Consider the following 24,539-nt stretch of genomic DNA (forward strand, 5'->3'; position numbering starts at 1 on the left):
ACCATGCTGCAATCCGGGAGAATGAAGAAAATCGTCGTTTTCGGAGGCGGGACCGGGTTGTCCACGATGCTAAGAGGATTGAAAAATTATCCTGTTGAGCTCACCGCAGTCGTAACTGTAGCGGATGACGGTGGAAGCTCGGGAAGGCTATTGGATCAATACAACATCCCACCTCCAGGCGATATCCGGCAAGTAATGGCAGCTCTTTCGGATGTAGAGCCGTTAATAGAAAGAATGTTCCAATACAGATTTACCACTTCGGATGATTTGAGAGGGCATTCATTAGGCAATCTCATGCTTGCTGCATTGACGGATATTACAGGTGATTTTGCACGAGCGGTTGAGAAGATGGGGCAGGTCTTGAACATAAAAGGTAAAATTTTACCTGCCGCAAACCAAAAGATCACCTTGCATGCAGAGCTTGATGATGGCACAATTGTAACCGGCGAATCTAAAATCCCGGTGTACGGCCGTAAAATACGAAGAGTATATGTTTCACCACAAGAGGTTGAACCATTGCCTGAGACTGTACGATCCATCGAAGATGCGGATCTAATTATATTCGGCCCAGGAAGCCTCTACACAAGCATCCTACCGACAATCCTTGTAAGGGGAATAAGAGACGCAGTACTCGTAAGCAAAGCAAAAAAGGTGTATATCAATAACCTAACCACGCAAGAAGGAGAAACGTATCAATACACAGCTTCAGAGCATGTGCAAGCGTTGTATGATCACGCCGGCAGCGCTTTTTTAGACACGGTGCTGTTGAACGATACTGATTTCGAAACACTCTTAAATGGGAATGAACCGCCTGTAGTTCAATTGCCGGTTGAGAATGATATAGAAGCATTGAAATTGCTCGTACCTAACATCGTCCTTGGAGATATTTCCACATTTTCCGATGGCCGTATTATTCATGATGCGAATAAGGTGGCTTCGTGGGTTATGGAATATATGAAAGGCAAGGATGTAAACAAGGAGACTTGATCATCGCCGAGAGAGGGGGGACAGTCATGTCTTTTGCATCAGAAGTAAAAAAGGAATTAACCAATATAGAATCAGATGATTGCTGTGTAAAATCGGAAATAGCCGCTTTTATACGGATGAACGGTGCAGTTTCATTCTCGAATAAACAACTAAGCCTCGATGTTCAAACAGAAAATGCTGCAATCGCAAGAAGGCTCTATTCCAACATAAAACGTCTTTACCCATTTAAAGTTGAATTATTGGTCCGTAAGAAAATGCGTTTGAAAAAGAATAACGTCTACATATGCAGGATCCGTGACGGCGCTAAGCATTTGTTGGAGGACTTATATATATTGACGGGAACATTTCAATTCAAAAATGAGATTGTACCGGAATTGGTGAAAGACGAATGCTGCGAGAGGTCCTATTTAAGGGGTGCATTTTTGGCTGGTGGGTCAGTCAATAATCCCGAGACGTCTTCGTATCATTTGGAAATTTTCTCGTTTTACAAGGAGCATAGCGAAGCCTTGGTTGAGTTGATGAACAAATCGATGCTTAATGCAAAGTCGATTGAACGGAAAAAAGGGTATATCGCATACTTAAAAGAAGCGGAGAAAATATCCGACTTCCTTGGCATAGTCGGTGCGCATGTTTCATTGATGAAATTCGAAGATGTGCGAATCATAAGGGATATGCGAAACAGTGTTAACCGTCTCGTGAATTGTGAAACGGCGAATATGAATAAAACAATCGGCGCTGCACAAAGGCAAGTCGAGAATATTAAGTTCATCCAGAATACGATTGGGTTGGATCAGTTGCCAGATCGTCTGCAGGAAATCGCCCAGCTACGGATTGAACATCAGGATATTACATTAAAAGAACTTGGTGAAATGGTGTCCGGTGGAGCGGTCAGTAAGTCTGGCGTGAACCATCGATTGAGAAAAATAGAAGAAATTGCAGAAAACCTTCGAAGTGGCGGGATTGCACATCGATAAGAATTGGACGAGGTAGGAAAGGAGTCGATTGATCATGGCAGAGAGAACGGTAGAAGTGAAGTTGAAAACAGGTTTGCAGGCAAGACAAGCTGCATTATTTGTTCAGGAAGCGAATAAGTTTATGTCAGACGTATTTTTGAAAAAAGATGAACGTCAGGTAAACGCAAAGAGTATTATGGGTGTTATGAGCCTTGCAATTGCAAAAGGTGTTTCGGTAACATTGGTTGCGGATGGTGTGGATGAAGAGCAAGCAATCGATACTTTGGCTTTGCTTGTTGAAAAGGAGAATTAAGAAGGATCGCCCATGAAAAACGGATTTTCGCTTCAGGCGGACGCTTTCCGGGGGGCGGGCGGTGAGCCTCCTCGGTCGCTAAAGCGACACTGCGGGGTCTCACCTGTCCCGCTAATCCCCCAGGAGTCGCCGCCTTACGCTTCAATCCTTATGTGTTGAATAAAAAAATAAAAAAGCCGTAAACAGGATTGTTTACTGGCTTTTTTATCAAACGTGTACGCCCTCGGCAGGAATCGAACCCACATTTTAAGAACCGGAATCTTACGTGCTATCCGTTGCACCACGAGGGCAAAATATAGAGTCTGATAGTAACAGACAACATTCATTATACGAATAAAACCTTAAGAATGCAATAGTAAAATTAAATGCGTTATATTTGACCTTAATTGACCATAATATGTATGATAGGTGTACAGTTGAAACAATTGGTTTCAACAGGTCGACAAATTTGAACCACCTAAAAGGAGGAAATACCATGAATCTAATACCTACAGTCATCGAACAAACAAATCGGGGCGAACGTGCTTATGATATTTATTCCCGACTATTGAAAGACCGGATTATCATGCTTGGAAGCGGAATCGACGACAATGTGGCAAACTCTATTGTTGCTCAATTACTATTCCTTGAAGCGGAAGATCCAGAGAAAGACATTTCCATCTACATCAACAGCCCGGGCGGAAGCATTACTGCTGGGATGGCGATCTATGACACAATGCAATTCGTCAAGCCGGATATCCAAACAATCTGTATTGGAATGGCTGCTTCTATGGGAGCATTCCTATTGACAGCAGGTACAGAAGGGAAACGCTATGCCCTTCCGAATGCAGAAGTGATGATCCACCAACCACTTGGAGGAGCTCAAGGTCAGGCGACTGAAATTGAAATCGCTGCGAAACGCATTCTCTTCCTTCGTGAAAAGTTGAACACGATTCTATCCGAGCGCACAGGCCAGCCGATTGATGTAATTGCGAAAGACACTGATCGTGATAATTTCATGACTGCTGAACGCGCGAAGGAGTATGGTCTGATTGACCACATCATCACACGCAGCGACATGAAAGACTTGAAAAAATAAGTGATTGCTTTGAAAACCGACTCAACATTAACGAGTCGGTTTTTTCATTTATCCAAAAATGTTTGAAACCTTTTGAGGCGACATACGATAAATAGAATACCGGCTTAAGTTTGAGTCATCATATCAAAAGGGTATCTCAAGAAAACAGAAAGGGAGTGTTAAAGTGAAAAAACTATTAGGACCACTTACTATCATTATCGTTCTTCTTGTCGTACTTGGCATCATATTTGTACCAAGTTACAACAAATTCGTAAATCTTGAAGAAGATGTAGATAATTCTTATGCACAGGTTGAAAACCAATTGCAACGCAGGCTTGACCTTATTCCGAACTTGGTGAGCACCGTAAAAGGGTACGCCAGCCATGAAAAAGAAGTAATCGCGGAAATTTCCGATGCTCGTGCGAAACTATCTGGGGCAACTGGACCTGCAGAACAGGCAGCGGCCGATACGGAATTGTCCAATGCACTCGGACGTCTACTTGTTGTAGTGGAAAACTATCCGGACTTGAAGGCGAATCAAAACTTCACACAGTTAATGGATGAGTTGGCTGGCACCGAGAACCGGATCGGTGTTGCGAGGAAAGATTACAATGATGTCGTTTCCCAGTACAATCGACAAGTTAAAAGGTTTCCGGGGAAATTAGTCGCTTCGATTTTTGGATTCGATGAAAAAGAGTATTTCCAAGCGAATGAGGCTGCAAAAGAAGCACCTAAAGTCGACTTTGGAGATGACAGCAAGTGATTCGGAATATGCTTCGTTTTTTATTAGCCACATGCTTATTCTTAATGATTATGCCGGCAGTGGCGTTAGCAGCGGACGTCCCTGCATGGAATCCAAATGATTACTATATACAAGATCATGCCGGAATCCTTTCAAATGAACAAAAGGCAGAACTTAATCGTTTAGGTAGACAATTGAATGAAGCAACAGGTGCGGAGCTTGCAGTATTAACTTTGCAAACAATTGGGGATGAACCGATAGAAGAATTTGCGGTGAAAGCTTTACGACAATATGGTCTTGGTAAAAAGGGTGAGGATAATGGTGCTTTATTGGTAGTTACTACAATACCTGTTCCTAACAAGGAAGAGGAGGGCGGCCGTTATTTTGAACTTACAACTGGATATGGCCTCGAAGGCGCACTTCCTGACGGGAAAGTCGGAAGAATCATGGATGAAGTTTCCGTGCCGTATTTGAAGAATGAGCAACCCGATTTGGCCATAGTGAATGCATACAAATCCTATTACAATGAAATAGCTGCTGAATATGGCTGGAACGGGGAAGTTGCTGAAGTGAATACGCTTGCCGGTCAAGGTGGCGGTTCGGGCTTTGGCATTCCGACACCAGTAATTATTTTCATCATTATTTATCTGCTGTTCCGCTTCATGGGCGGCGGTGGCCGTGGAGGTCGTGGCGGCGGATCGGGTGGTAGAAGAGGTAGAAGCGGCGGTATGATTTTCTTCCCTGGATCCTTTGGTGGAGGAGGGGGATTCGGTGGCGGCGGTGGCTTCGGAGGCGGTGGAGGCTTCACCGGCGGAGGAGGATCTGGCGGTGGCGGCGGTGCTGGACGGAGTTGGTGACTTCAAAAGCGGAAGGCGCCCGCAGCTAAATGAATTAGATTTTCTTTGTTGGAGTAGTCAAAAGGTCACGAAATGACCATAAATCCCGGGAAATGATCGATATATCTTGGGAAATGATCGATAACTCTACCGAATTGATCGATAAATGCGCGGAAATGATCGATAAACCCCGGGAAATGATCGATAAAATTTTGAACTCATCAAAATCCGTCACAAAACCAAGGATGTTCTGCAAATCTTTTGCAGAACGTCCTTTTTCCTTTATACTTAAGAAAAAACAACTTGAGGTGGGACAGCATGCACGTAATATTTTACACAAAACCGGGATGTCATCTATGCGATGATGCCGAAGCGATGATGAAATTAGCCCAAGAGGATTTCCCGCTGACTTGGTCGACGGTCAACATCGAAACAGACGATGAAAGCCATGAAAAGTATATGCTCATGATCCCCGTCATCGAAAAAGATGGCGAAGTTTTATTGTACGGGCAAATTGGCTATGCCGACTTAATTGAACTTTTTTAATGCTCAAATGTTTGAATTCCAATGCATATAGGTATAGAATAAGAGTATGAATTATATTTTTTTACATTAGGTGGGACAAAATATAAATAGGTGGGCGAATTTTGTCCCTTATAGAAAGAAGGGCTTTCCTTGAACCCGAAAATACTCGAGGCACAACGGAAGCTTGTGCCGGAAATGATGGAGATTCTTCACCAAAGATACAGACTTTTGAAGTTCATCGGGGTTTCCGGTCCGATTGGCAGAAGACCACTTAGCATTCAAGCGGATATTTCTGAGCGAGAATGTAGAAACTTATTGGAGGCATTGCGCAACGAGGAGCTTATCCGAATTGCGAAAGAAGGAGCCACCATCACATATGAGGGATCCAAGGTCCTTGAACTTCTTGCGCCAAGTATTGAGGAATGGACGGGGCAAAGCTTGATTGCAAGTAAGTTGAGTGCACTCCTTAACATTCGAAGTGTACAAATCGTCCCGGGAAATTGTGATGTGAACCCGACAGTTAAAAGCTTGATTGGAAAAGAAGCGGCGACCGTCTTCACGGAGAAGATTGGCAACGGTAAAATCATCGCCGTAACAGGTGGAAGCTCCGTTGCGGCCATTCCGCAACATATCCACTCGATTGACAATCCTGAACGCCTTCATTTTATCGCCGCAAGGGGAGGAGTTGGAGAAGATATCGGGCTGCAGGCGAATGTCATTGCCGCTTCTTTCGCGGACGCAAGCGGAGGAACATATAGCACATTTTATTATCCTGAATCCCTCAGTCAGGCAGCGCATGAGATTTTCAAACGCGAACCGTCTGTCATTCAAATGATGGAGCAATACGAGCAAACGGATTGTGTCATGCATGGAATTGGCGATGCGAAACGAATGGCGGAAATACGAAATACACCTGAGAATGAAAAACAACTGCTCAACGAAAATAGAGCGAAGGGTGAAGCATTCGGGTATTATTTCGATGAAAACGGGGAAGTGGTCCACCGCATCCGGACAGTCGGCATACAAACGGAGCAGCTTGAACAGGTTCCGCTGATCATCGCCGTTGCAGGTGGAGCTAACAAAGCAGAAGCGATTATATCTTATATGGCAAGTGCACCGCGTCAAACGATATTAGTGACGGATGAAGGAGCGGCACATGCAATCTTAGAGAAGTTGGAAGGCAAACAATAATCTACTGGAGGTAATGGAAATGACGTTAAAAATAGCGATCAATGGATTCGGCCGTATTGGAAGACTTGTTTTCAGGGAAGCACAGAAAAATGAAGATATTGAAGTAGTGGCTGTCAATGACTTAACGGATGCTCCGATGTTGGCGCATTTATTGAAATACGATTCAGTCCATGGGATTTTTGATGCTGAAGTTGGTTCTGAAGACAACCACCTTGTCGTCAACGGGAAGAAGATAAAAGTGTATGCAGAAAAAGACCCTGCGCAATTGCCTTGGGGCGATTTAGGCATCGATATCGTCATCGAATCGACAGGTGTGTTCCGGGACGAAAAAGGTCTTATGAAGCATATCGAGGCGGGCGCTAAAAAAGTAATTCTTTCCGCACCCGCTAAAGGCGACGTCAAAACGCTCGTTATGGGTGTCAATGAAGATTCGTATGATGCAGCTCAAGATAAAGTTGTTTCAAATGCGTCATGTACAACAAACTGCCTTGCACCAGTCGTGAAAGTGCTGCATGAAAAATTCGGCATCAAACGCGGCATGATGACAACAGTCCACTCCTATACAAACGACCAAAACATTTTGGATCTCCCGCATTCTGACTACCGCCGCGCACGTGCAGCAGCAGAATCGATGATCCCGACGACAACAGGCGCTGCATCAGCCGTCACAAAAGTCATTCCTGAACTAAAAGGGAAATTGGACGGCATGGCTGTCCGTGTTCCAACTCCGAACGTTTCACTCGTCGACTTTGTCACAGAACTTTCAAAAGAAGTGACTGTAGAAGATGTGAATGCTGCTTTGAAAAACGCATCGGAAAATGAACTGAAGGACATCCTGTTCTACAATGAAATCCCATTAGTCTCCCGCGACTACAACGGCAACACAGCATCCTCCACTGTGGATGGCTTGTCAACGATGGTGTTGGACAATAATATGGTGAAAATTATTTCTTGGTATGACAATGAATCCGGCTATTCTGCCCGCTGCATCGATTTAGCTCTATATATGTACAACAAAGGTATATAAAACATAGCCATTACAGTGGCAACCCATTATAATAGTGATGGGTAGGAGGAACGGAGGAAACCCGTTCCTTTTTTTATGTATCAACGATGGAAAGTTGAGGGAGTATATCCATATCCTTAATTTCCTTCGCTTTAATTCTTGGAGGTGTGCAGGTTTTATGAAAGCTAAACAAACAATCAAGGATATCGACCTAAACGGAAAACGTGTATTTTGCCGAGTGGACTTCAACGTGCCGATGGAAAATGGAAACGTATCGGATGACACAAGAATCCGTGCAGCAATACCGACAATCGAATACATGACTGAACAAGGAGCAAAAGTGATCCTTGCGAGTCATCTTGGTAGGCCAAAAGGCGAAGTGAAAGATGAACTGCGACTTACTGCGGCAGGCGAAAGATTGGCCGAGCTACTGCAAAAAGACGTAAAAAAGCTTGATGAATCAATTGGTGAAAACGTAGAAAAAGCAGTTTCCGAAATGCAAAACGGAGACATACTCCTTCTTGAAAACGTTCGTTTCCACGCTAACGAAGAGAAGAACGACGCGGAGCTTGCGAAACAATTTGCTGCTCTCGCTGATGTATTCGTCAACGACGCATTTGGGGCCGCTCACCGTGCGCATGCATCGACTGCAGGCATTGCAGAATTCATCCCGGGTGTAAGCGGATTCCTAATGGAAAAAGAATTGGATGTCCTTGGAAAAGCATTATCTGATCCGGAGCGTCCATTCACTGCAATCATCGGTGGAGCGAAAGTGAAGGACAAGATCGGTGTCATCGATAACCTGTTAGACAACGTAGACAACTTACTGATTGGCGGTGGATTGTCCTACACATTCACGAAAGCTGAAGGATTTGAAACAGGAAACTCCCTTGTTGAAGAGGATAAAATCGAGTTAGCTCAATCTTTCATTCAAAAAGCGAAAGAGAAAAACGTAAAGCTCTACTTGCCGATTGATGCGGTAGTTGCAGATGCGTTTTCTGAAACGGCAAATGTAAAAACGGTTAAGATCGATGAAATTCCCGAAGGTTGGATGGGACTCGATATTGGACCGGCAACAGCAGAAATGTATGCAGATGTCATTAAAAACTCGAAGTTAATCATTTGGAACGGACCGATGGGTGTATTCGAAATGGCGCCATATGCAAACGGCACGAAGCAAGTTGCAATGGCAATGGCTGATACAGTTGCTTACACAGTTATCGGTGGCGGCGATTCAGCTGCGGCTGTTGAAAAATTCGACGTTGCAGAAAGAATGGATCACGTTTCCACAGGTGGCGGCGCTTCTCTTGAATTCATGGAAGGCAAAGAACTGCCTGGCGTAACTGTATTGTTAGATAAATGATAGGAGGGATTTGAGTTGCGTAAACGAATCATTGCAGGAAACTGGAAGATGTATAAAAAAATGGGCGAAGCAAAAGCTTTCATTGCGGAAGTGAAAGGGCGTTTACCAAACACTGACAACGTCGAAATGGTCATTTGTCCACCCTCGCCTTATTTGTCGGAGCTTGTGAGTGAATCCAAGGGCACGACACTATCAATCGGTGCCCAAACGATGCACGACGTCGAAGAAGGTGCATTCACGGGTGAAGTGAGCCCAAGCATGTTAGAAGATATGAATGTTGAATATGTCATCCTTGGACATTCCGAGCGCCGTCAATATTTCAATGAAACCGATGAATCCGTCAACAAAAAAGTGCATGCAGCATTTGCACATCAATTGACGCCGATAGTCTGTGTCGGTGAAAGTCTTGAAGAACGTGAAGAAGGCAAAACGGTTGAACGTGTTTCATCCCAAGTGGAAAAAGCGTTCACGGGCATAAGTGCAGATCAGGCGAAGGAAGCTGTCATTGCTTACGAACCGATTTGGGCGATTGGCACTGGAAAGACGGCAACTGCTGAAGATGCGAATGAAGTATGTAAAGAAATTCGCGAAGAAATCAGCAGACTGTATGATGAAAATACAGCAGCTGCAATCCGCATCCAATACGGTGGTAGTGTGAAGCCTGAAAACATTGCGGAACTCCTGTCAATGGATCATATTGACGGAGCACTTGTCGGCGGGGCAAGCCTTGTCGCAGATTCATTCCTGAAATTGGTTGAGGTAGCAGCTAATGAATAAAGCACCAGTCGCATTGATCATCCTTGATGGATTTGGATTAAGGGATGAGAAATTCGGCAATGCGGTTGCACAAGCAAGTACACCGAATTTCGATATCCTATGGAACAACTATCCGCATTCGACGTTAACCGCATGTGGAGAAGCTGTCGGCCTTCCGGATGGGCAGATGGGAAATTCGGAAGTAGGTCACTTGAATATCGGAGCCGGCCGGATCGTTTATCAAAGTTTGACGCGTATTAATAAATCCATCAAAGATGGGGATTTCATGACGAACCCGGCTCTTCTTGAAGCAGTGGAGCAAGTGAAAAAGCAAGGCTCGTCCCTTCATCTGATGGGCCTACTATCTGACGGCGGGGTACATAGTCATTATGAACATCTTTTCGCACTCCTTCGACTCGCAAAGTTGAACGGAATCGAAAAGGTCTATGTTCATGCATTCCTTGATGGAAGGGATGTCGGTCAAAGGACCGCCGCAGGTTACGTCGAACAGACCGAAAAAGTGATGGAGGGCCTCGGAATCGGTAAGATCGCAACCGTTTCCGGCCGTTATTACGCGATGGATCGGGATAAGAGATGGGACCGCGTGGAACTATCATACCGCGCAATGGTAGACGGGCAAGGGGACGCCTTTGCAACTGCCACTGCTGGTATCCTTTCATCCTATGAGGAAGAAGTGTATGATGAATTTGTCAAGCCGTTCATCATCAAGAAGGACGGCGAACCGATCGCTACGGTAAAAGACAAGGATGCAGTCGTCTTCTTCAATTTCAGACCCGATCGCGCAATCCAATTATCCCGCGCATTTACGGACCCGAAATTTGATGGATTCCATACAGGACCTGAAACATTCGAAAACTTGAAATTCGTGACATTCACTCATTACAGTGAAGATGTACAAGCCGATATCGTCTTCGGCAATCAAAACTTAGAGAACACAATCGGTGAAGTCATTTCAAGGAACGGGCTACGCCAGCTTCGAATCGCCGAAACTGAAAAGTATCCACATGTGACGTTTTTCATGAGTGGCGGCAGGGAAGAAGAGTTTGAAGGCGAAACAAGGATTTTAATCGCAAGCCCGAAAGTAGCAACCTATGACTTGAAACCTGAAATGAGCGCTGTAGAAGTAACCGAGGCATTGCTGAAGGAAATCGATGAAGAGCGACAAGATGCCATCATCCTCAACTTCGCAAATCCCGACATGGTCGGCCATAGCGGAATGCTTGAACCAACGATAAAAGCAATCGAAACAGTCGACGTATGCTTAGGCCGAATCATCGACGCACTCATGTTAAAGGGCGGCACAGCCATCGTCACCGCGGATCACGGAAACTCCGACGAAGTACTAACACTCGAAGGAAAACCAATGACCGCACACACAACAAACCCTGTCCCTGTCATCATCACAAAAGATGACATACAATTACGAGAAGGCGGCATCTTAGCCGACCTCGCCCCAACAATGCTAAAACTATTAAATATCGAACAACCAAAAGAAATGTCAGGTACACCATTGTTTTAATTAATATTATTTATATAAGTGAGTTCCGTTGATTGGAGCGGAAGGCGGCGACTCCGAGGGGATTAGCGGGACAGGTGAGACCCCGCAACGAAAGCCGTTACGAAGAACGGCTTTTGCGAGTAAAAGCGCAGCGTTACGAGCACCTGGGATGGGATGCCTTAATTTCTGCAAAAGGCGCAGAAATACGGCAAATCGAACTCTTCGTGGTTCGATTGGCTCACCGCCCGCCCCCTGGAAAGCGTCCGCCTGTAGCGGAAATCAACTGCTTTAATAATTCTAATAAAAGGGAGAGATTGTAATGCCTATCATTACCCACATCCAAGCAAGAGAAGTACTTGATTCACGCGGAAACCCGACAGTCGAAGTCGAAGTATTCACAGAAAGCGGCGCATTCGGCCGTGCAATCGTCCCTTCAGGCGCCTCCACAGGCGAATACGAAGCAGTCGAACTACGTGACGGCGACGTATCCCGCTACCTTGGAAAAGGCGTTCTACGCGCAATCGACCACGTAAACGAAGTAATCGCCGACGAAATCGTCGACAACTACTCCGTCTTAGACCAAGTCGTCATCGACAAAGCTTTAATCGAATTAGACGGAACAAAAAACAAAGGAAAACTTGGTGCCAACGCAATCCTTGGCGTTTCAATGGCAGTAGCACACGCTGCAGCGGATTACTTGGACCTTCCACTATACCAATACCTTGGCGGCGTAAACGCGAAACAATTGCCAGTACCAATGATGAACATCCTAAACGGCGGCGAGCACGCTGACAACAACGTCGACATCCAAGAATTCATGATCATGCCAGTCGGCGCAGAATCATTCCGCCACGGACTTCGCATGGGAACTGAAATCTTCCACAGCCTAAAAGACGTTCTAAAATCAAAAGGACTAAACACGGCTGTTGGCGACGAAGGCGGATTCGCTCCGAACTTGGCGTCTAACGAAGAAGCACTTTCAACAATCATGGAAGCAATTGAAAACGCTGGCTACAAAGCAGGCGAAGAAATCTTGCTTGCAATGGACGTTGCATCTTCCGAGTTCTACGACAAAGAGAAAAACACATATTTCTTGGCTGGCGAAGGCATCACAAAAACTTCCGAGCAAATGGTTGACTGGTACGAAGAGCTTTGCAATAAATACCCGATCGTTTCAATCGAAGACGGTCTTGACGAAAACGACTGGGCGGGCCATAAGTTATTGACAGAACGCCTTGGCAAAAAAGTTCAATTAGTCGGTGACGACCTATTCGTTACGAATACTGAGAAATTGGAACGCGGTATCGAAGAAGGCGTCGGCAACTCAATCCTTATCAAAGTGAACCAAATCGGTACATTGACAGAAACATTCGACGCGATCGAAATGGCTAAACGCGCAGGCTACACAGCAGTCATCTCTCACCGTTCAGGTGAATCGGAAGACACAACAATCGCTGACATCGCAGTAGCTACAAACGCTGGCCAAATCAAAACAGGCGCACCATCACGTACAGACCGTGTCGCTAAATACAACCAATTGCTTCGCATCGAAGACCAATTGGACGAAACATCTGTTTATCTTGGAGCTAAAACATTCTATAACCTGAAAAAATAAAGCATGAAAACAGCCGGCATTCGCCGGCTTTATATTTTTATATAACTTGATTGATACATGATATGTCGTTGATTGAAGCGTAGGGCGGCGACTCCTGCGAACGCGCAGCGTTGCGAGCAGGAATGGCAAAACGGCTGCCTTATTTTCTGCAAAAACCGCAGAAATACGGCAAATCGAACTCTTCGTTGTTCGATTGGAAAGCGTCCGCCCGAAGCGGAAATCAACAATGTCGATTCAAAACTTGTTGTAAGAATTTAAAGTATTTGATAGAATATAAGTATTGTTATGTTCGACGCAGGAGGTGGAACAAAGTGCATGCTTTGTTAATGACATTACTAGTAATCGTATCATTGGCGTTAATCGTTGTCGTATTATTGCAATCCGGAAAAAGTGCAGGTCTATCTGGAGCCATCTCCGGTGGTGCTGAACAACTTTTTGGTAAACAAAAAGCACGTGGATTGGACTTAGTACTACAAAGAGTGACAATTATCCTTTCAATTTTATTCTTCATTTTGGCACTTGCCATCGTAAAATTCTGATTGGAAATTCAATATTGTATATAAACAAACGCCTGGCCACCCGTATGGTCGGGCGTTTTTTTCCTTATTGAATGGGAATGATAGTATACATATTGAACTTAATTAAAACTGTTGCTTTCCGTTCCAGGCGGACGCTTTCCGCGGGCATGGCTTGAGCCTCCTCGGTCGCAAAAGGCGCGCGCCCTGCGGGGTCTCAAGGCTCATGCTATTCCCGCAGGAGTCGCCGCCTCCCACTACAAGCAACAATAATCACCAATTACATATTTTTTAGTTTTATGAGTTGAAAGGATGAACGATATGAGAATTGCACAACCGAAACCGTTCTTTTTTGAACATGGAAAACGAGCGGTATTATTATTACACGGCTTCACAGGCACATCGGCAGACGTCCGCATGTTAGGACGCTTCCTTGAAAAGAAAGGCTATACATCACTCGCACCGCATTACCGTGGGCACGGCGTCCCGCCTGAGGAATTAATTAAAACAGGTCCTGACGAATGGTGGGAAGACGTCGAAGCTGGCTACCAGCAATTAATCGACGCTGGATACGAAGAAATCGCAGTTTGCGGATTATCGCTTGGTGGAGTATTTTCATTGAAATTAGGGGTTAAAATGCCAATTAAGGGTATTGTAACGATGTGTGCCCCGATGTCGATGAAAACAACGGATAAAATGTATGAAGGCGTGTTAAAATATGCTTCAGAATACAAACGATATGAAGGAAAATCCAAGGAGGAAATCGAAGAAGAAGTGGACGCTTTGCGTGGGCAAACAATGCCTTCATTAAGCGAATTATCCACACTTGTCGATTCCATCAGGGAAGAGCTTCCTTCCATCCATGCACCTCTTTTCGTCGTCCAATCAACGAATGACGAAGTGATCGACGCGAATTCCGCCAACGTCATATTCAGTAACTCAGCGTCTTCGGATAAACAAATCAAATTCTATGATGAGTCGACGCATGTCATTACGTTGGGACCGGAAAAAGAGCAGCTGCATGAGGATATATATCAATTTCTTGAATCACTTGAGTGGAACGTGTGAAAATGGAAGAAGTTGACGATAGTGAAGAATGGAGGGATGTAATTGGACTTTATAGATGAAGAATTAAAAAATAGGTTGATCTCCTTTATGAGGGAGGAATCGTATAAGCCGCTAACTGTTCAAGAAATCCAGGAGTCTTTAGGGATTGAAGGGGCGGCGGAATTCAAAGAGCTTGTAAAGATGCTTGTACACCTTGAGCAGAAAGGTGAAATCATCCGATCACGTACGAACCGCTACGGAGTTCCGGAACGGATGAACCTTGTACGTGGTAAATTCATCGGGCATGCGAAAGGGTTCGGGTTCGTCACACCGGAAACGGAAGGGATGGATGATATTTTCATCCCGCCGCCTGAAGTGAACGGGGCGATGAATGGCGATATCGTGTTAGTCCGTGTTTCGAAAGGTGATGACTTCGGCGGCCGCCGGGAAGGTACGATCATCCGGATTGCCGAGCGGAAAACGACGAAGGTCGTCGGTACGTACCAGGATAATCGCGGGTTCGGATTTGTCATTCCGGACGATAAAAAGCTACCGATGGACATTTTCATCGCTAAAGGCAACTCACTTGATGCAGTAGATGGGCATAAGGTAGTTGTCGAAATTACGGATTGGCCGAGCGATTTGAAATCAGCGACTGGAATGGTCGTACAAATTCTTGGGCATAAAAACGATCCGGGCGTTGATATTTTATCAATCATCCATAAGCACGGCATTGAAGTGGAGTTTCCTCAAGAGGTGATGGATGAGGCGAATCGAACACCTGACGAAGTAAAGGAACAGGATTTATTCAAACGTACGGACTTACGTGAAGAGCTTGTCATCACCATAGACGGAGCGGATGCGAAGGACTTGGATGATGCCATTTCACTAACGAAGAATGAAGACGGCACATTCACATTGTCTGTCCATATCGCGGACGTCAGCCATTACGTGAGAGAGAATACGGCGCTTGACGATGAAGCGTTTGAGCGTGCAACGAGCGTCTATTTGACGGATAGAGTTATTCCGATGCTTCCGCATAAGTTGTCGAACGGAATCTGTTCATTGAACCCGCATGTGGATCGGTTGACGCTTTCCTGTTCGATGAAAATCGACCGGAACGGAAAAACGGTTGACCATCAAATCTTTGAAAGTGTCATCAAGTCGAAAGAGCGGATGACGTACACGGATGTCTATAAAATCATCGAAGAGAAAGACGAAGAGCTGATGGAGAAGTATGCTCATATCGTTCCAATGCTGAATGATATGGCGGAACTCGCCTCGATTTTAAGACAGAAGAGGATTGATCGAGGGGCCATCGACTTCGATTTCAAGGAATCGAAAGTGATTGTCGATGAAAAAGGGTGGCCGACAGATATCGTCATAAGGGAGCGAACTGTTTCCGAGAGGCTGATCGAAGAATTCATGCTTGCGGCGAATGAGACAGTTGCAGAGCATTTCCACTGGCTGCAAGTGCCGTTTCTATACCGTATCCACGAAAATCCGAAAGCCGAAAAGCTGCAACGCTTCTTCGAGTTCCTGACGAACTTCGGAATCGTAGTGAAAGGTACCGGGAATAGTGTGCATCCAAGAGCGCTGCAAGAAATCGTCGAGTCCATTGAAGGAATGCCGGAGGAAACCGTCATTTCGACGATGCTCCTTCGTTCGATGCAACAGGCGAAGTATTTCCCAGAAAGCTTGGGACACTTCGGGTTGTCGACAGACTTCTATACACATTTCACATCACCGATCAGACGATACCCGGATTTGATCGTCCACAGATTGATCCGCACGTATTTGATCGAAAAAGATCTTTCGTCCGAGACGATTGCCCATTGGAATGCCAATATGGGTGAAATCGCAGAGCATACATCTGAACGCGAACGCCGTGCAGTCGATGCTGAACGTGATACGGATGCGTTGAAGAAGGCGCAGTATATGCTTGATAAGATCGGTGAGGAGTTTGACGGCGTCATTTCCTCGGTCACGAACTTCGGTATGTTTGTGGAACTTGAGAACACGGTCGAAGGGTTAGTCCACGTCAGCTATATGACCGACGATTACTACCGCTTTGATGACCGTCAAATGATGATGATCGGTGAACATACCGGAAAACAGTTCAGGATCGGCGATGAAGTTACGATTCGCGTCGTATCTGTTAAGCCGGAGGAATCTGCGATTGACTTCGAAATTGCGGGCATGAAGCAGTCATTTCATCGTAATCGGAAGGAAACACCGAAAGTCATCCATGCGAAGAAGCCTTCAAGTGGCGGCGGTGGCGGAAGTGGCGGGCGCCGTGGAGATTCCGATAAGTCATCGAAATCCGGGAAGAAATCCGGTTCGTCGAATTCGAAGAAGAAGTTCTACGAAGGTGTAGCGAAAAAGAAAAAGAAACAAGCTCCAAGAAAGAGAAAATAATAGCGGCGGCATTCGTTAAGGCGAATGCCGTAGCATTTTTGGTTTTTAAGGGGGAACCGTTATGGCAAAAGGTCAAGGCAAAGTTTTAGCGATCAATAAGAAAGCGAATCACGACTATGCGATTGAAGAGACAATCGAAGCTGGAATCGTCCTGCAAGGAACTGAAATCAAGTCGATCCGTAATGGCAAAGTGCAATTACGTGATGCTTTCGTTCTGATCCGTAACAATGAAGCTTGGATTTCCAATATGCATATCAGTCCGTACGAACAGGGAAATCAATTCAATCACGATCCACTTCGTTCAAGGAAATTACTACTTCACAAAAAGCAGATTGCCACACTATTGGGGCAAGTAAAGCAGGAAGGCTATACAATCGTTCCATTGAAAATGTACTTGAAAGACGGCTTCGCAAAGGTATTGATCGGTGTTGGTAAAGGAAAAAAACTGTACGACAAACGTGATGATTTGAAGAAGAAAGAAGCAAAACGAGAGATGGAACGCGCGTTCAAAGCGAAACAGCAGTATTGATTGGAAAATAATTGTCTGACGCCCAATAGTGAATTCATTGCGGGTAGTGCGAAGGTCATGAAATGGTGATATAACCTCGTATTCGATAGATATATCCGTGTATTCGATAGATAAAAACAGCTATTCGACCGATATAAATCGTTATTCAATCGATAAGTTCAAAACTTGTGTAGCAAAACAGCAGTATTGATTTTTACGTTAAAATGTTGTATACTATCTGTAGTGAAATAGTTCAGAAGCCTTTCAGTAGGCATTCCTGACATCCCTTTAAAGGTGTAACAACCTTTCATAACGGGGACGTTACGGATTCGACAGGGGTGGTCTGGGCTTGAGCTGCGCGTCGGAGGGATCGTCTCCGTCAGAAACGACAGTTAATAATAACTGGCAAAACAAACAACAACTTAGCATTCGCAGCGTAAGCTGATGAATCTGCCTAACAGTTCCATCGCCCATGTGGCATTGTTAGGCTCAACTTAAGTGGGATACGGTAGCGGTCGCCTCCTGAGGCCGTTACAAGAGATTATCAGGATAGCGCACACGGATAGCCTTGATTGACGGCAAACGTGCGCGCGAATCCAAGTAGTCAATCTACACGCGTAGACGCTGAAGTAGCAGAGCCTTTGGACGCGGGTTCGACTCCCGCCGTCTCCATAGTAAGATATGGTGCAAATGCAGTCGTATTAATGGTTTATAAAGTCAGGGATATTGAACGGGAGTTTAACTCTTGTTCAATATCCCTATTTTCATTCCTGCATAATCCCGATTTCGGTTCGACGAGGGTTGAATTCTTAACCGATGGGATATAGAAAGACAATGGAAGATTAACAATGAAGTGTTAATTATAGGTTATCTACAAAACTAAGAACATTTCAGGAGGGAAGATATAATGAAGAAAATTCACATCTTATTTGTCACGACATTTATATTACTATTAGGGGCTTGCGCTGAATCCGGCGTTTCGACTGGCGGAGAAGGTAATTCAGTTGAAGCGAAAAACATTGGGGAGAAAAAAGAGACACCGAAAGAGGACGATGGTTCGAAATTGGTGGATGCTACTGCTCAAACAACTGAAGCTGTGGGACTGAAAGTCAATCTTGGTGAAATTAAAATTTCCGAAGATCGAGTCGCAGTAGGAATGAACATAGAGAATACGACGACTGACGTACTCAATTTCTACCCGGATATGGGCGGTACTGTTGTTATTGGAGACATGCAACTTGATGCGAACTTCATGTACACGGAAGGTTCTATTGGGGGAGAAATTCAAAGTGGTGTTAAAAAAGATGGCGTGATTGTATTTTTTGTTTCAGAAGATAAAAAGATTGATGTATCAGCCGTCAAAGAACTGAAATTTAATTTTGGTGATGTTACTACGAGTGACTATACAAGTGAACCTGTGAACTTTACTGTTACAGTCAGTGAATAAAGGGTAGTTCAGTACAAAATAAAGGCAAAAGGCATACTTCATTAAAAAATGCGCATTATATTTATTGAATAATAGGATATAATTATAGACGAGAAAAGAAATGTAGGTGAATAACTTGGGGAAATATCAATTGGATAGTAAAGGTAAATCGGCTGTGACGAAGTATCATGAAAAAAATAAGCCGGCCAAATTTGATAAAAAACAGCATCTGGAAAAAATACGTGCGGAGTATTTAAAGAAAAAGGAAAAACAAGAAGATAAATAATATGAATGAAAACATAGGAAGACTAAAATCTCCCTATGTTTTTCTATTTCTTAAAGGGAATATTCAACAATTCAGGAACTGTGACAAACTCATACCCTTGCTCTATCAGTGCCGGGATAATGAGGTGAAGCGATGCGATTGTATTGGTTCGATCCCCACTCTCTTCTGCCCCGTCGTGCATGAGAATAATTGCGCCCGGATGAACAATGTCTAACACATTTGAAGCAATAACTTCCGGCGGTTCTTCCTGCCAATCCAACGAATCAACCGACCAGCCAATAACGTAATAGTTCATGTCGCCAAGCTTTTCGACTAATTCATTGTATAAGAAGCCATATGGTGGTCTAAATAATTTTGTCCGGTACCCAATAATGCCGTTAAGAGCATCTTCCGTTTTAGTCACTTCTTGCTCTAACGTTTGTAGGTCAGCTTCTTTGACAAGGTTCGGATGGGAATACGTATGGTTTCCGATAACATGTCCCTCGTTTTGCATTCGCTTGACTATTTCAGGATTTGCAACGGCTTTTGAACCTAACACGAAGAAGGTTGCTGGTACATTATACTGTTTCAATACATCTAATACACCATTTGAAAAACGCGGGTCAGGACCATCATCAAAAGTTAAAGCAACCCGTTTTTGATCAGTTGGACCTTGTAAGAAAAATATATCTGGATACCGTTGTTGTAAAACTCTTAGGTCAACGGGCTGCTGACGAACTTCTTCTTGGTCATTTTGTATCACAGGCTCCCCATTCGCATGTACAGTGATGATATCCGTTAAATGAAAGCCCAATAAAAACCCCGTAACCAACAGCCACTTGAATAGTAACTCTTTCATCCATTCATCTCCTTATTGTATTCCCAGTGTTATTTTTAACGAAAGCGGGATATTTATTCATTATTAAGGTGCCTGTGCAGCACACTATTCAATCAATTCACTACAATTGTATAAAAATACAACTAAAAACCCGTATTGATACGTGGTGTTTGAATATTTATACGAATTGTTTGAATAAACATGAATGTTTCTTGCACAGGTACCTTAACAACCTTTCCATTGTTATATGAATCATAATAGTGTACGATACATAGTATAAGAATATGAGGTGATATTGTTGGGTCCATTATTGGATACATTCACAACGGAGTTAAGGAGAGGAACGTTAACGCTTGCGGTTTTAAGTCAATTACGTACACCTCAATATGGCTATTCATTGGTCCAACGTCTTGAAAAAGCAGGTGTCACCATTGAGCAAAGTACGTTATATCCGCTGCTTCGCCGTTTGGAAAAACAAGAGCTTTTAACAAGTAGTTGGGATACGACTGAAAGCAGACCCCGTAAGTATTATGTAATCAGTGAATATGGTAATGAAATTTATGGGCAGTTGAAAAAGGAATGGGAAACGATGACGTTGGAGCTTAAAGCATTAGTGGAAGGAGATGAGATTGATGACGAATTTGAGTGAAGCTTATGTGTATGAGGTGACGAGAAGACTGCCGGAAAAGACACGGAAAGATATTGCCCTTGAACTTAGATCCACCATAGAGGACATGTTACCGGAGAATTTTAGTGAAGATGAAGAGATGGAAGTTCTTTCGAAACTTGGCGATCCGGCAAAGCTTGCCGCAAGCTATCGCGATACTCCGATGCATTTGATTGGTCCAAAAGTATACGATGTTTATATTCGAACGATAAAAATCATTATCCCATGGGTTATTTTCATTACGATTTTAGTTCATGTTATTGAAGCCTTTGTCCTTTTTTCAGAATCAGAAAGCATACTTTCTATTGCGGTAAAGAGCATAGGTATTATTATCGCAAGTATCATACAGGCACTCATCCAGATGTTCTTTTGGGTAACTATCGTTTTCATTTTCATTGAAAGAGTGGGCTTAGCCAACAGTAACATTGCAATTACAACGCATGGAACGGAGTGGACGCCAGAACAATTGAAGCAAGTTAGAGTCAGTTCCAAAAAGACCATACCAAGAAGCGAAATTATATTCGGATTTGCCTGGACAGTGATTTGGATTGTGTTTTATTTCAATGCAGATCACCTCGCAGGCGTTTATCGATCAATCGATGGCGAAGGGTTACGAATGGTGATGCCTGCTTTTAATCATGCTGTATGGATATCGTATTGGCCTATCGTTCTATCACTTGCCGTAATTGAGATTGGCTTGTGGCTTTACAAATGGAATGAACGACAATGGACTATGAAGCTTGTCATACTCAATGTTGCACTGAAAGTCATCAGCTTGGTTGCATTCATCGTTATTGTTAGCAACCCTGCTCTGCTTAACGAGGCTTTGATCCCTTACATGGCCAATTTACTTGAAATCGATTTATCCGCAGTAAATACATTTTTTGAATGGGCGATTTGGACGATTGTCGTGACAGTTATCGTAACCTACTTTATTGAGGTTTTCGATAGTTATCGGAAAGCGAAGGTACAATAGTGAAGACGTATATGAAAAAAGGAGGACAGATCCTGTAATAGGGTCTGTCCTCAAAAAGGGGAAATGAGAATGTTGCTGTGTTCTATAATAATATCCCTTTTTTATAGTCTTCCTAAACATCTTTACGTAAACCTTGTTTCAAAACCTAATAGCCAACGCTTAATTTCCCATACCTTATTTGATTTCCTCAGCCAATTCTAAAATAATTCCCTCTGGACCACGAACATAGCATAATTTATAACTTTCTTCATATTGCTGTATCTCACTGAAGATTTTCGTACCCTTCTTTTTCAATTTGGCAACAATAGCTTCAATATCTTCAACAGTAAATGCAATATGTCGGATACCCAGTGTATTTGCAAAGGTTTGCTGAACACCTTTTTCATCTGGCGGCGTAATAAATTTGATAAGCTCTATCCATGTCTCACCGTCTGGCGTTCCCAATCCTACACATGTTACTTTGGCGTCATTAAGCCCAACTGCATATCCCATCAACTCTCCTTCCATTTCCCATTCTCCTTTCACTTCAAGTCCAAAATCGAGAAAAAACTCTTTAGCAGCAGAAATATCATTTACGATTACACCCATATGATCTATTTTTTTGATCTTCAATTTTCATACCTCCTATATTCCTGTTATTGATGGCTTCTAAATTGTAAAGCAAGTATACAGGGTTCACTTTTCATTATGCAAAAATACGGTACATCCTAGTTCCAAAACCGATTATGCTATGATAAAGGGAAAATACACGACTCCCATCGTCTCTATAAGATCTTATGGAAAATAGCAAAACAGACATAGAAAAGAAGCATGAATTTCCATCTTGGAGATTCATGCTTCTTTTCTATAGGTTTATTCATGAATTCTGTCTACGATTTCCAATAACGATAAAGATGATCGTTAGGGATAGGACAATTATGCAGATAATGACAGTCATTGTAATGGTGGGGTATTGGTTGTTGAATCCTGTTTCTGATGATGGGTAAGACGTTCGCCAATATATTGGTGACAATCATTAAAACGTATGTAAGAAGAATTATTGTATTCAACCATACTCGTTTGCTTGTAAACTTCATCGAATCCTCCTTTCTCGAACTATATTCATAACGCCTTTTCCCTATACCTGTTTTCCAGCAATGTAAACAGGTTTTGAGAGGTATTTTGGCAGGTACCTTTACAATGAGATGCTCACTTTCAGTTTAAAAAAATTCTGCAGGGGAAAAAATATACCGAACGAAAGAAACTGGAGGTGAGTCCATGAATACGAAATACGCAGAAACACTTAAGGTGATCACAGAATGTCTTGAGGATTGCAATACTTGTTTTGATGCGTGCTTGAAAGAAGAAGACGTTGAGATGATGGCTGAATGTATAAGATTGGACCGAGAATGTGCGGATGTTTGTGCATTTACTGCACAGGCGATCACTCGTAACAGTCCATTTACAAAGGAGATTTTAGAGCTTTGTGCAACTGTTTGTGAAAGATGCGCGGAAGAGTGTGGGAAACATGAGGCAGACCATTGCAAACGCTGTGCCGAATCTTGCAGAAAAGGCGCCGAAGCCTGCCGTCAAGCGGTGGCGTAAAGATACTGAAAAACTTCAAGGAGCTTTCCCGGAGAATGAGAAGTATTTTCTTGGAATAGCTTTTTCCTGCTACTATAAAGAAATCAGAGGTGCATTATTCAGATGAAGAAGCATTTACTATTGTTAGGTCTTGCAATGGTCATTGGTTTAAGCGGGTGTGGAAATAAAACGACCAATGAGGAAAACCATGACGTCAATAATGAACCAAATCATGAAGATATGGAAATGGAGATGAACCATTCCGGTTCAGGTGAAGTTCCGAGAAACTTAAAGATAGCGGAAAATCCCAAATTTAAAATAGGTAGTGAAGCAATCGTTGAAGCTGATCATATGAAAGGAATGAAAGGGGCCGTAGCAACAATTGTGGGTGCTTATGACACTACGGCTTACGTTGTTTCATATACACCTGTAACTGGCGGAGAAAGAGTGGAAAATCATAAATGGGTTATCCAAGAAGAGATTAAGGATGCTGATGGTAAAACTATGGATATAGGAGCTGAGGTCACGTTAGAAGCAGACCATATGAAAGGGATGAAAGGGGCATTAGCTAAAATCGAATCGGCAGAAAAAACGACTGTCTATATGATCGATTATACTCCGACTACCGGTGGTGAAAAAGTAACTAATCACAAATGGGTTACGGAAAGTGAACTATCTGCCAAATAAAAGCATGAGGAAGCGAAGTAGTATTATTGTTATTTAAATTTACTTTGGAATCCATATGGACTGAAAAGAGCTAACTCCCTGTGGTTAGCTCTTTTCGTGTTCGGATTTCCTTTTTAATATCCTGCCGAGACTGGCCTTTCAATAATCACCCTTTTCGAATGAATCTGATTTATTTATCTGTATTTTATTAGTTATTAGTGGTATTCTAAAAGAAAAAAATTCCAACAGGGGGATTTATATTGAAAACCACTACAAATAATAGAACCATAATTAATGAGATTACAATTAATGCCCCATTAAATTTAGTTTGGTACGCTTGGACAATATCTGAACGAGTGTCACAATGGTTTGCACCTGAAGCAGTCGTAGAAGCAATTGAAGGTGGGGCTTATGAACTTTATTTTATTCCAGGAAATAAAACTGGAATGAATACCAAAGGTTGCAAGATTATTAAACTTGTTGATGAAAAAGAATTACGATTCACTTGGAAAGGTCCAGATCAATTTGAATCCATAATGAACGGTGAAAATGAATTGACTACGGTTAATGTAAGTTTTGAACAAGTTGATAGCAACTCTACTAAAGTTATTGTTGAACATACAGGATTTAAAGATGATGATAATTGGAAAGAAGCATTTGAATGGCATCAAATGGCTTGGTCAGGCGTTTTAGGTAGTTTAAAGTCTGCTCTTGAAAAAGGTGAAGGCAGCTTATGTTGCCAACCTTAAAATAGGTGTTTACTGAACAGACCTTAATAGAAGTGTGA

At 43.3% G+C, this 24,539-nt stretch carries 26 protein-coding genes, 1 tRNA gene and 1 other RNA gene; 25 read left to right on the forward strand and 3 right to left on the reverse strand.

Annotation, left to right across the window (positions count from 1 at the left end):
- Positions 1-21 precede the first annotated feature (21 nt).
- From NSQ43_RS06870 to NSQ43_RS06880, 3 genes are read left to right on the forward strand one after another with little or no spacing between them, the layout of a single operon-like run.
- Positions 22-987 carry a gluconeogenesis factor YvcK family protein gene (locus NSQ43_RS06870; protein WP_339254190.1) on the forward strand — a complete coding sequence of 322 codons (966 nt, stop codon included), beginning with the start codon at positions 22-24 and terminating at the stop codon, positions 985-987.
- 26 nt (positions 988-1,013) lie between these two features.
- A complete protein-coding gene (gene whiA / locus NSQ43_RS06875; protein WP_339254192.1) occupies positions 1,014-1,961 on the forward strand; it encodes a DNA-binding protein WhiA in 948 nt (315 codons plus the stop codon).
- A gap of 34 nt (positions 1,962-1,995) precedes the next feature.
- Positions 1,996-2,253, forward strand: coding sequence for an HPr family phosphocarrier protein (locus NSQ43_RS06880; RefSeq protein WP_339254194.1), 258 nt, complete (start codon positions 1,996-1,998; stop codon positions 2,251-2,253).
- A 218-nt stretch (positions 2,254-2,471) separates the two neighbouring features.
- On the opposite strand, the gene NSQ43_RS06885 is transcribed toward NSQ43_RS06880, so the two are convergent.
- A tRNA-Arg gene (locus tag NSQ43_RS06885) sits at positions 2,472-2,543 on the reverse strand.
- A gap of 185 nt (positions 2,544-2,728) precedes the next feature.
- Between NSQ43_RS06885 and clpP the strand changes: the two genes are divergently transcribed.
- The 17 genes from clpP (at position 2,729) to NSQ43_RS06970 (ending at position 19,063) form a co-directional block, all read left to right on the forward strand.
- The gene (gene clpP, locus NSQ43_RS06890; protein WP_339254197.1) at positions 2,729-3,331 is read left to right on the forward strand and encodes an ATP-dependent Clp endopeptidase proteolytic subunit ClpP; all 603 of its coding nucleotides are present in this window, start codon (positions 2,729-2,731) and stop codon (positions 3,329-3,331) included.
- Between the two features lie 163 nt (positions 3,332-3,494).
- Positions 3,495-4,073, forward strand: a complete 579-nt coding sequence (locus NSQ43_RS06895; protein WP_339254200.1) for a LemA family protein — start codon at positions 3,495-3,497, stop codon at positions 4,071-4,073.
- Positions 4,070-4,909: a TPM domain-containing protein gene (locus NSQ43_RS06900; protein ID WP_339254202.1), complete on the forward strand. Its 840-nt coding sequence runs from the start codon at positions 4,070-4,072 to the stop codon at positions 4,907-4,909. Before NSQ43_RS06895 ends, NSQ43_RS06900 begins: the two co-directional genes overlap by 4 nt.
- A 297-nt stretch (positions 4,910-5,206) precedes the next feature.
- Entirely contained in the window at positions 5,207-5,434 is a 228-nt protein-coding gene (locus NSQ43_RS06905) for a glutaredoxin family protein (protein WP_339254204.1), read from the forward strand.
- A 129-nt stretch (positions 5,435-5,563) separates the two neighbouring features.
- Entirely contained in the window at positions 5,564-6,604 is a 1,041-nt protein-coding gene (locus NSQ43_RS06910; protein WP_339254206.1) for a sugar-binding domain-containing protein, read from the forward strand.
- Between the two features lie 19 nt (positions 6,605-6,623).
- Positions 6,624-7,631, forward strand: a complete 1,008-nt coding sequence (gene gap, locus NSQ43_RS06915) for a type I glyceraldehyde-3-phosphate dehydrogenase (protein WP_339254208.1) — start codon at positions 6,624-6,626, stop codon at positions 7,629-7,631.
- Positions 7,632-7,788: 157 nt separating this feature from the next.
- Positions 7,789-8,973, forward strand: a complete 1,185-nt coding sequence (locus NSQ43_RS06920) for a phosphoglycerate kinase (RefSeq protein WP_339254210.1) — start codon at positions 7,789-7,791, stop codon at positions 8,971-8,973.
- 15 nt (positions 8,974-8,988) lie between these two features.
- A complete protein-coding gene (gene tpiA, locus NSQ43_RS06925; RefSeq protein ID WP_339254212.1) occupies positions 8,989-9,750 on the forward strand; it encodes a triose-phosphate isomerase in 762 nt (253 codons plus the stop codon).
- On the forward strand, positions 9,743-11,269 hold the full coding sequence (gpmI, locus tag NSQ43_RS06930) for a 2,3-bisphosphoglycerate-independent phosphoglycerate mutase (protein WP_339254214.1): 1,527 nt from the start codon (positions 9,743-9,745) through the stop codon (positions 11,267-11,269). The genes tpiA and gpmI overlap by 8 nt, the downstream gene beginning before the upstream one ends.
- A gap of 298 nt (positions 11,270-11,567) precedes the next feature.
- A complete protein-coding gene (gene eno / locus NSQ43_RS06935; protein WP_339254215.1) occupies positions 11,568-12,863 on the forward strand; it encodes a phosphopyruvate hydratase in 1,296 nt (431 codons plus the stop codon).
- A 311-nt stretch (positions 12,864-13,174) separates the two neighbouring features.
- Positions 13,175-13,402, forward strand: a complete 228-nt coding sequence (gene secG, locus NSQ43_RS06940; RefSeq protein ID WP_339254216.1) for a preprotein translocase subunit SecG — start codon at positions 13,175-13,177, stop codon at positions 13,400-13,402.
- A 297-nt stretch (positions 13,403-13,699) separates the two neighbouring features.
- Complete coding sequence (locus tag NSQ43_RS06945) at positions 13,700-14,446, forward strand: carboxylesterase (RefSeq protein ID WP_339254217.1); 747 nt, start codon at positions 13,700-13,702, stop codon at positions 14,444-14,446.
- A gap of 87 nt (positions 14,447-14,533) precedes the next feature.
- A complete protein-coding gene (gene rnr, locus NSQ43_RS06950) occupies positions 14,534-16,843 on the forward strand; it encodes a ribonuclease R (protein WP_339254827.1) in 2,310 nt (769 codons plus the stop codon).
- A 61-nt stretch (positions 16,844-16,904) separates the two neighbouring features.
- Positions 16,905-17,372, forward strand: coding sequence for an SsrA-binding protein SmpB (gene smpB / locus NSQ43_RS06955; RefSeq protein WP_339254219.1), 468 nt, complete (start codon positions 16,905-16,907; stop codon positions 17,370-17,372).
- Positions 17,373-17,665: 293 nt separating this feature from the next.
- Positions 17,666-18,026, forward strand: a transfer-messenger RNA (tmRNA) gene (ssrA, locus tag NSQ43_RS06960).
- A gap of 232 nt (positions 18,027-18,258) precedes the next feature.
- Positions 18,259-18,798, forward strand: a complete 540-nt coding sequence (locus NSQ43_RS06965; RefSeq protein ID WP_339254221.1) for a hypothetical protein — start codon at positions 18,259-18,261, stop codon at positions 18,796-18,798.
- 130 nt (positions 18,799-18,928) lie between these two features.
- The gene (locus NSQ43_RS06970; protein ID WP_339254970.1) at positions 18,929-19,063 is read left to right on the forward strand and encodes a hypothetical protein; all 135 of its coding nucleotides are present in this window, start codon (positions 18,929-18,931) and stop codon (positions 19,061-19,063) included.
- Between the two features lie 43 nt (positions 19,064-19,106).
- Here NSQ43_RS06970 and NSQ43_RS06975 read toward each other — a convergent pair whose 3' ends face one another.
- Entirely contained in the window at positions 19,107-19,901 is a 795-nt protein-coding gene (locus tag NSQ43_RS06975; RefSeq protein ID WP_339254223.1) for a polysaccharide deacetylase family protein, read from the reverse strand.
- A gap of 277 nt (positions 19,902-20,178) precedes the next feature.
- Between NSQ43_RS06975 and NSQ43_RS06980 the strand changes: the two genes are divergently transcribed.
- Both NSQ43_RS06980 and NSQ43_RS06985 read left to right on the forward strand, forming a co-directional pair.
- Positions 20,179-20,529, forward strand: coding sequence for a PadR family transcriptional regulator (locus NSQ43_RS06980; protein WP_339254225.1), 351 nt, complete (start codon positions 20,179-20,181; stop codon positions 20,527-20,529).
- Positions 20,513-21,523, forward strand: a complete 1,011-nt coding sequence (locus NSQ43_RS06985) for a hypothetical protein (RefSeq protein ID WP_339254228.1) — start codon at positions 20,513-20,515, stop codon at positions 21,521-21,523. The genes NSQ43_RS06980 and NSQ43_RS06985 overlap by 17 nt, the downstream gene beginning before the upstream one ends.
- Before the next feature lie 174 nt (positions 21,524-21,697).
- Here NSQ43_RS06985 and NSQ43_RS06990 read toward each other — a convergent pair whose 3' ends face one another.
- Positions 21,698-22,135, reverse strand: coding sequence for a VOC family protein (locus tag NSQ43_RS06990; protein ID WP_339254230.1), 438 nt, complete (start codon positions 22,133-22,135; stop codon positions 21,698-21,700).
- 645 nt (positions 22,136-22,780) lie between these two features.
- Between NSQ43_RS06990 and NSQ43_RS06995 the strand changes: the two genes are divergently transcribed.
- The 3 genes from NSQ43_RS06995 (at position 22,781) to NSQ43_RS07005 (ending at position 24,501) form a co-directional block, all read left to right on the forward strand.
- A complete protein-coding gene (locus NSQ43_RS06995) occupies positions 22,781-23,107 on the forward strand; it encodes a four-helix bundle copper-binding protein (protein WP_339254232.1) in 327 nt (108 codons plus the stop codon).
- A gap of 102 nt (positions 23,108-23,209) precedes the next feature.
- Positions 23,210-23,773: a YdhK family protein gene (locus NSQ43_RS07000; RefSeq protein WP_339254234.1), complete on the forward strand. Its 564-nt coding sequence runs from the start codon at positions 23,210-23,212 to the stop codon at positions 23,771-23,773.
- Positions 23,774-24,012: 239 nt separating this feature from the next.
- Positions 24,013-24,501 (forward strand): SRPBCC domain-containing protein, encoded by a 489-nt coding sequence (locus NSQ43_RS07005; RefSeq protein ID WP_339254236.1) that lies wholly within the window; start codon positions 24,013-24,015, stop codon positions 24,499-24,501.
- Positions 24,502-24,539 lie beyond the last annotated feature (38 nt).

Source organism: Sporosarcina sp. FSL W8-0480, from assembly GCF_037963765.1.
Taxonomy (GTDB): Bacteria; Bacillota; Bacilli; order Bacillales_A; family Planococcaceae; genus Sporosarcina.